The 5,443-nt window shown below is 39.2% G+C and carries 8 protein-coding genes and 3 pseudogenes; 3 read left to right on the top strand and 8 right to left on the bottom strand.

The genetic code is table 11. The features are described from left to right. A pseudogene (locus F6J99_RS41450) lies at positions 1-484 on the top strand (hypothetical protein); the annotation flags it as partial. 171 nt (positions 485-655) lie between these two features. Here the strand turns inward: F6J99_RS41450 and F6J99_RS41445 are convergent. Then, positions 656-1,495, bottom strand: a complete 840-nt coding sequence (locus F6J99_RS41445; protein ID WP_293122340.1) for a hypothetical protein — start codon at positions 1,493-1,495, stop codon at positions 656-658. 125 nt (positions 1,496-1,620) lie between these two features. On the opposite strand from F6J99_RS41445, the gene F6J99_RS41440 reads away from it, so the two are divergent. Together F6J99_RS41440 and F6J99_RS41435 are read left to right on the top strand one after the other, a co-directional pair. Further along, positions 1,621-1,890 (top strand): hypothetical protein, encoded by a 270-nt coding sequence (locus tag F6J99_RS41440; protein ID WP_293122337.1) that lies wholly within the window; start codon positions 1,621-1,623, stop codon positions 1,888-1,890. A 288-nt stretch (positions 1,891-2,178) separates the two neighbouring features. Next, positions 2,179-2,820, top strand: coding sequence for a hypothetical protein (locus F6J99_RS41435; RefSeq protein ID WP_293122334.1), 642 nt, complete (start codon positions 2,179-2,181; stop codon positions 2,818-2,820). Positions 2,821-3,502: 682 nt separating this feature from the next. On the opposite strand, the pseudogene F6J99_RS41430 reads toward F6J99_RS41435, so the two are convergent. The 7 genes and pseudogenes from F6J99_RS41430 to F6J99_RS41400 form a co-directional block, all read right to left on the bottom strand. Next, positions 3,503-3,704: pseudogene (locus tag F6J99_RS41430) on the bottom strand (transposase); the annotation flags it as partial. 23 nt (positions 3,705-3,727) lie between these two features. Then, positions 3,728-3,880: a hypothetical protein gene (locus F6J99_RS41425; RefSeq protein ID WP_293122331.1), complete on the bottom strand. Its 153-nt coding sequence runs from the start codon at positions 3,878-3,880 to the stop codon at positions 3,728-3,730. 89 nt (positions 3,881-3,969) lie between these two features. Further along, entirely contained in the window at positions 3,970-4,404 is a 435-nt protein-coding gene (locus F6J99_RS41420; protein WP_293122343.1) for a transposase family protein, read from the bottom strand. Then, positions 4,404-4,604: a hypothetical protein gene (locus F6J99_RS41415; protein ID WP_293122328.1), complete on the bottom strand. Its 201-nt coding sequence runs from the start codon at positions 4,602-4,604 to the stop codon at positions 4,404-4,406. The genes F6J99_RS41420 and F6J99_RS41415 overlap by 1 nt, the downstream gene beginning before the upstream one ends. A 5-nt stretch (positions 4,605-4,609) precedes the next feature. After that, positions 4,610-4,735 carry a hypothetical protein gene (locus tag F6J99_RS41410; RefSeq protein ID WP_293122325.1) on the bottom strand — a complete coding sequence of 42 codons (126 nt, stop codon included), beginning with the start codon at positions 4,733-4,735 and terminating at the stop codon, positions 4,610-4,612. An 82-nt stretch (positions 4,736-4,817) separates the two neighbouring features. Further along, positions 4,818-4,964, bottom strand: coding sequence for a hypothetical protein (locus F6J99_RS41405; RefSeq protein WP_293122323.1), 147 nt, complete (start codon positions 4,962-4,964; stop codon positions 4,818-4,820). 279 nt (positions 4,965-5,243) lie between these two features. Then, positions 5,244-5,443: pseudogene (locus F6J99_RS41400) on the bottom strand (IS4 family transposase); the annotation flags it as partial.

The raw sequence follows: 5,443 nt of genomic DNA, 5'->3' as shown, positions 1-5,443 counted from the left end.
TCAGATATCACAGAAATTTATTGAACACCCTGAATTAGGTAAACTATTCCAAACAGGAGACATAGGTCGTTATCACAACCAAGGTTATCTAGAAATAGTCGGCGCTAAACAACGGCACATATGGATTCAAGGAAAGCGAATAGAACTAGCGGACATAGAAACCGCCCTATTATCAGCTCCTGGAGTAGAACAAGCTTATGTATTAGCTAATCAAACATTCCTAGTAGCTTATGTTGTGGTGGCGGGAGTTTGGAACCCCCAACAATTAGACTCCCAAATTCAACAACAGTTACCTCCATACATGATGCCAGGAGCTTATGTTCCTGTATCAAGTTTACCTTTGACTCACGAAGGAAAAGTAGATGAAGTAGCGTTAGCGCATTTCCCAGTAAGTGATAATGAGACGGAACGTAAAATTGCTCAGAAGCGATTGAGGGATTCCCACGTGTATATATCGCCACTAGGAGAACACAGCCATGAATAAGAATCAAGAGTACCAAAAATGGCTCTTGGACAGTGACTAAAAAAATGCCCCATCTGAGCAAACCTCAAGGAGTGGTTTTAGCGATGGGTCGTTTTGGCATTGTGACTGAAGTTCCCCTTTGACAAAACGGCACAACCTATGCTGGATTTGGGATTAGAGATTTTCGGGAAGTTACTTACTGGGTACAAACAGGGAAACATTAAGCAAATCCAAAGCTTTTTGTTGGACTTGTGTGGGTTGAGTAACCTTGGAAAAAGTTAGAGAATTTCCCTCTAATTTAGCAGTAATAGTATTGAGAGTAATTGTCCCCAGATCGGCCATCAAAGTTGAAAAGCTATGTACCGGTAAGTTCTCCGATGTCTTCTTCCTACGAGCTTTGGATAAAGCGTTTTTTGAACGTTTGACAGGAGTTACCCCATCCCAATTGATCGCAGTGTCATCCTCATCCTCAAACAAAATCGGCCCATTAGCTTGTTTCATGTGCCATTCCACATAATAAGCCAGCATACAAAGAAAAACGTGAGATTTCACTCGGCTTTCAAGGTGATGATAAATTGGACGGACTTTTAAATCCACAGTCTTATAAGAGCGAAAAGCTTGTTCAACTTGAGAGAGACTTTTATAAGCTTTTACCGTATTTGGAGCATCTAAAACTTCTGCCTCTACGGATGTACGAATCACATACAATCCATCCTTAGCTGCGGCAACTTTGAGTTCTTGTGACTTGCGAGAGTAAGAAAAGCTATTGTCACCGATTTCCAGATGAAAAAATTTTCCGAGCAGATACTTATTAATTACCTTTCCGACTCGGATGCCAATTTGATCAGCCCCTTTTAGGGGTCTTTTCTTTCTTTGAGTAGCCCGGACAATTTTTTCTAATTCTTCTTCAGTTTTCTGTAAGAGTTTTTCTCGTTTTTGGGATTGAGATTCGGCTGTTAAAGGGTTGCGACAAGCGATTAATCTTTCCCTAGGTGCGCTTTCCGTAGGCGAATTAAATTGGGTGCATCTCATCTTTGTAAAAACATCCTGGGGGGGCGACAAGTAAGGGCAAAAAGCAGGTAGGATAAGGGATTAAGGGAAATAACCTCCCAAAAGATGAGAGGTCATTCTCAATAATAACTAATTGTTGAAAAAAGATGATTCAACTATCCGAATTATACACCACACATCTCAAGAAACACTTCAGTTATCCTCAATATCTAATTGTAGTAATATTGATTAACTTACTTCAAAACGTTAAAACGGTAAGGTTAGAAGAACTAGCTCGTTGCTTTCCCTATCCCATACTCTTAAGAAGTAGGGTGAAGAAACTACAAAGATTATTGTCAGCGAAACAATTTAAGATAGAGTCCTTGTGGTTTCCCATTATTGAACTCTGGATAAAAACCGAATATAAATCGGGATAATTCATCTATCTTGTCATAGATAGAAGTCAGTGGCGAGGGATAAATTTATTAATGGTAAGCCTCGTATATAAAAAGCGAGCCATACCGGTATACTTTTGTCTATTAGAGAAAAAAGGTAGTAGTAACTTAGCGGAACAACAACTTGTTCTATCACCAGTTTTAGAACTATTAAATAACTAGAAAATAGTCGTGTTAGGTGACCGGGAATTTTGTGGTGTAGATTTAGCAAGATGGTTATCCCAAGAGAAACAGGTCTAGGTCAGTCTGAGATTAAAAAAGAATGAATATGTGGAGTTAGAATATAAAATTTGGTTCCCATTAAGTGACTTAGGTTTAGTGCCAGGAATGTCGGTGTATTACCTAGGAGTAAAGGTTACTAAAACCAAGGGATTTGGAGGTTTATGTCTGGCGGCTAAATGGAAAAGAAACTATAAGGGTTTGTCCAGTAAAGAACCTTGGTTTATTCTCACGAATCTTGAGAGTTTATCATTGGCGACATCAGCTTATGCTAAAAGAATGGGAATTGAGGAAATGTTTAGAGATTTGAAATTAGGCGGGTATAATCTCGAAAGTACTCAACTAAGTTCACAAAGATTAATTTCGTTAATTTTATTAATCACTTTAGCTTACAGTTGTGCAACTATTGCAGGACAAAATATTAAAAGTAAAGGGGTTGCTAAATATGTAACTCGTCCGAGCGAGTCTAAACGACGTTACCCAAGACATAGCGGTGCGACCCAAGGCCGGGTTTCCCGGCCATTGGAAAGCGCACCGTCGAGTTTTTCTACTGGACAACATGGTCACAACTGGCTAGAAAATTTAACTTTTTTCGATGATGTAATTCAAGAATTACTCTGTTTTTCCCTCCATAAATTGCCTTATTATCTCAAAGGTAAATCGGCGGCAGAGCTTATCCACTCTGCTTTGTGACATACTCCCACACGCTCATCAGAGATTACAGTGTGGGCTTCTTGCCAACTCCACCCAACGGTTCGGATACTCGGCAAGCTTTATTAACGACACGGGATGCCCCTCCGCGCCGGAACAATACAAAAATTCGATTTTTTTCGCGCTGTAAATAGCTGATAAACCAGCATTTTCGGCTTTGTTTATCAGTACATATATTATAGCATTCCATACATACCCTGTGCAAAATTCATCCCACACCTATGCTACGCATTAGGTGTGGGGCTTCTTTTGCCGGACAGCTAAACGACTTGTCGCCCCCCCAGCGCAGGAGGTCCAATAGTTGACTATAGAGACGGGTAGAGTTTGACATCAGAAAAGGCTGTTTTTGTAGTAACTCTAGCAACTCAAGCCACTCTACCCTTTTTGACTCAAAACCTTGTCCCCAGCACCAAGGGTGCTCCGGCAAACAGTTGAAGATCTCGATAGCCCTTGGATTGTCGGTAGCGATTCGGGCAAAGCCCGACGCTACGCGAACACCAACGAATCCTAGTCCGAGTGCGGGCATAAGCTGAGCTTTTAAAGATCCCGTTCTTGTAGGCTTTCGAGCACTTCTGTCAGGCAGTCAGGGGTTATGGATTTTTGGAGATGTCTAATTTAGTCAAAAAAGTCTCAAGGGGTGAGAGGATGTCTGAAAAGTGATTGACTACGCTAAACGTCTAAGCATAATCCGAATCATGGCAACTCGAATCATGGTTTCAGAAGTTGCTGGTAGAACTTCATAATCTTTGCGCTCGACGACGACACCAGTTGAACCATCCGAAAGTCCGTTCCACAACCCAACGTCTTGCTAAGACCTCAAAACCTTTGACAGTATCTGAGCGCATAACAGTTTCTAAAATCCAACCATAGACATCCATAACCCACCTCATCAAGCCAACGCTCGATAACCACCATCAACCCAAATTTTAATTAAACGGTGAAATCGCTCTGGTGCTGCATTAGACATCTCCAGGAATTGCAAAGCAATTCTATCACTAGCTTTGAGATGCTTGCGATCATTCACAAATGTGACACCTTTCAACGAAATAATAAGACTTGTCAAGATTTATTGATAAAAATAAACCTAAAACTTCTTAACTAAATATCTAATTTGTTTAACAAAAACTGATGCTAACAATTACTTAAAATCAAAGCACCCGTGAGTCTTACTAAACCGCAAACTGTCAAAATAACTTTTGAATAATTTTGGCTATTTAGGCGAAATTTATCCGAAGCAACTCTAAATATTTTTATAACCCTGATCAGGTGTTCCACAAAAATTCGCTCCCGAGATTTTTTCTTATTATCTTCTTCTCTTGGTGCGCGTTCCCTTGGCGAGGAAACCTCGCCGGGGTCGCACCGCTTAATTTCTGGGGGCATTTCTTGATTTATTGGTTTCTTTTTTGGGGTTTTTATTCTCTCTTCTCCAAAGTAAGCTTTATCGCCGTTATACCTTTGAGTATCTGCTAAGTTTTTTGACTGTTCTCGCCATAAAACAATATCACTTTTAGGTCCAGGATGTCCTACTATAACATCAACTATTTCTTGCCCATTTGGAGTCGTAATTATTTGAATTTTAAAAGTGTGTCTTTTCTTTTTGCCGGAGTAATACTTTTTTGTTCTTCATAAGATGAAGGTCTTTCTCTATCTTGTTCACAGCTATCTACAATTAATTCTAATTCTGTTAAAATTTCCTTGACCCATTTCTCGTCACTTGGATTTTTTTTTACTTGTTCTAGCAAGCTGCTAGGTAAGAGCTCACTCAAAATATTCAGCCAATAATGAAAAACATTGTTAGCTGTAGATTCGCACACATTGAAGCGATGCAGCGCGGTCTTGGGAAGGCAGCGCGGTCTTGGGGGTCCCCCCCATGAGCGACTGCCGTGGTTTCCCCCATGAGCGACTGCATCAAGACAATGAATTCCTAAGATTTCAAAGGTAGGATTATTATGTAAATAATATAAGGTTAAAATGATTTGTTACTCTGTAGTTAAAAGGCTTTTTCTTCCACCACCAGCTTTTATTAATCTCCGTTCTGATTTAGCCAGCTCTGACTTTTTTTTATGGTGGTATTCCTGACCTTTTTCAAGGAGTTGTTCGAGTTGTTGATAACTTAATCCTATCAATCTCTTTGTTGACTTTGGATTACGTTTAATATAACTGATAATTGTAATGATTCTTAAAAGTTAACAGGAGATTTAAATTCTATTATAACATAAAGCAAATCTAAGTTTTTTATTTTTTGGAGATGTCTATTAGATGAGCTTACCCTGATAATATTTAGTCATAAAATTATTTTTTAAAAATATTTTTTCATGAAACTTAATATTAATGACTAGGAGTGTTTTTTACGAAAAATGAGAGCTATATTCCTTGTTATGTCTCTGAGGGGGCGACGAAATAATCTAAAACGCAGACTCTATAAGTAATCTAGCCCTTAGACCTCGTTGATAATACTTTCGTTTATTAGGACCCACGTCTCATTAATTCGGTTACTAATTCTAGACAAACATCTTTGAAGTTAACCCAGGTTTGACCATATAAACCAACGTAAAAACTGCTATGTCTTCTCTCCAATCGGCCATATTCTTTTACACGAGCCACA

Origin of the sequence: Moorena sp. SIO4G3 (assembly GCF_010692305.1) — a bacterium.
In the GTDB taxonomy this organism is placed as follows: Bacteria; Cyanobacteriota; Cyanobacteriia; order Cyanobacteriales; family Coleofasciculaceae; genus Moorena; species Moorena producens_A.
Note: the sequence above shows the minus strand (reverse complement) of the source record. Positions and strands in the feature narration are given on the sequence as shown.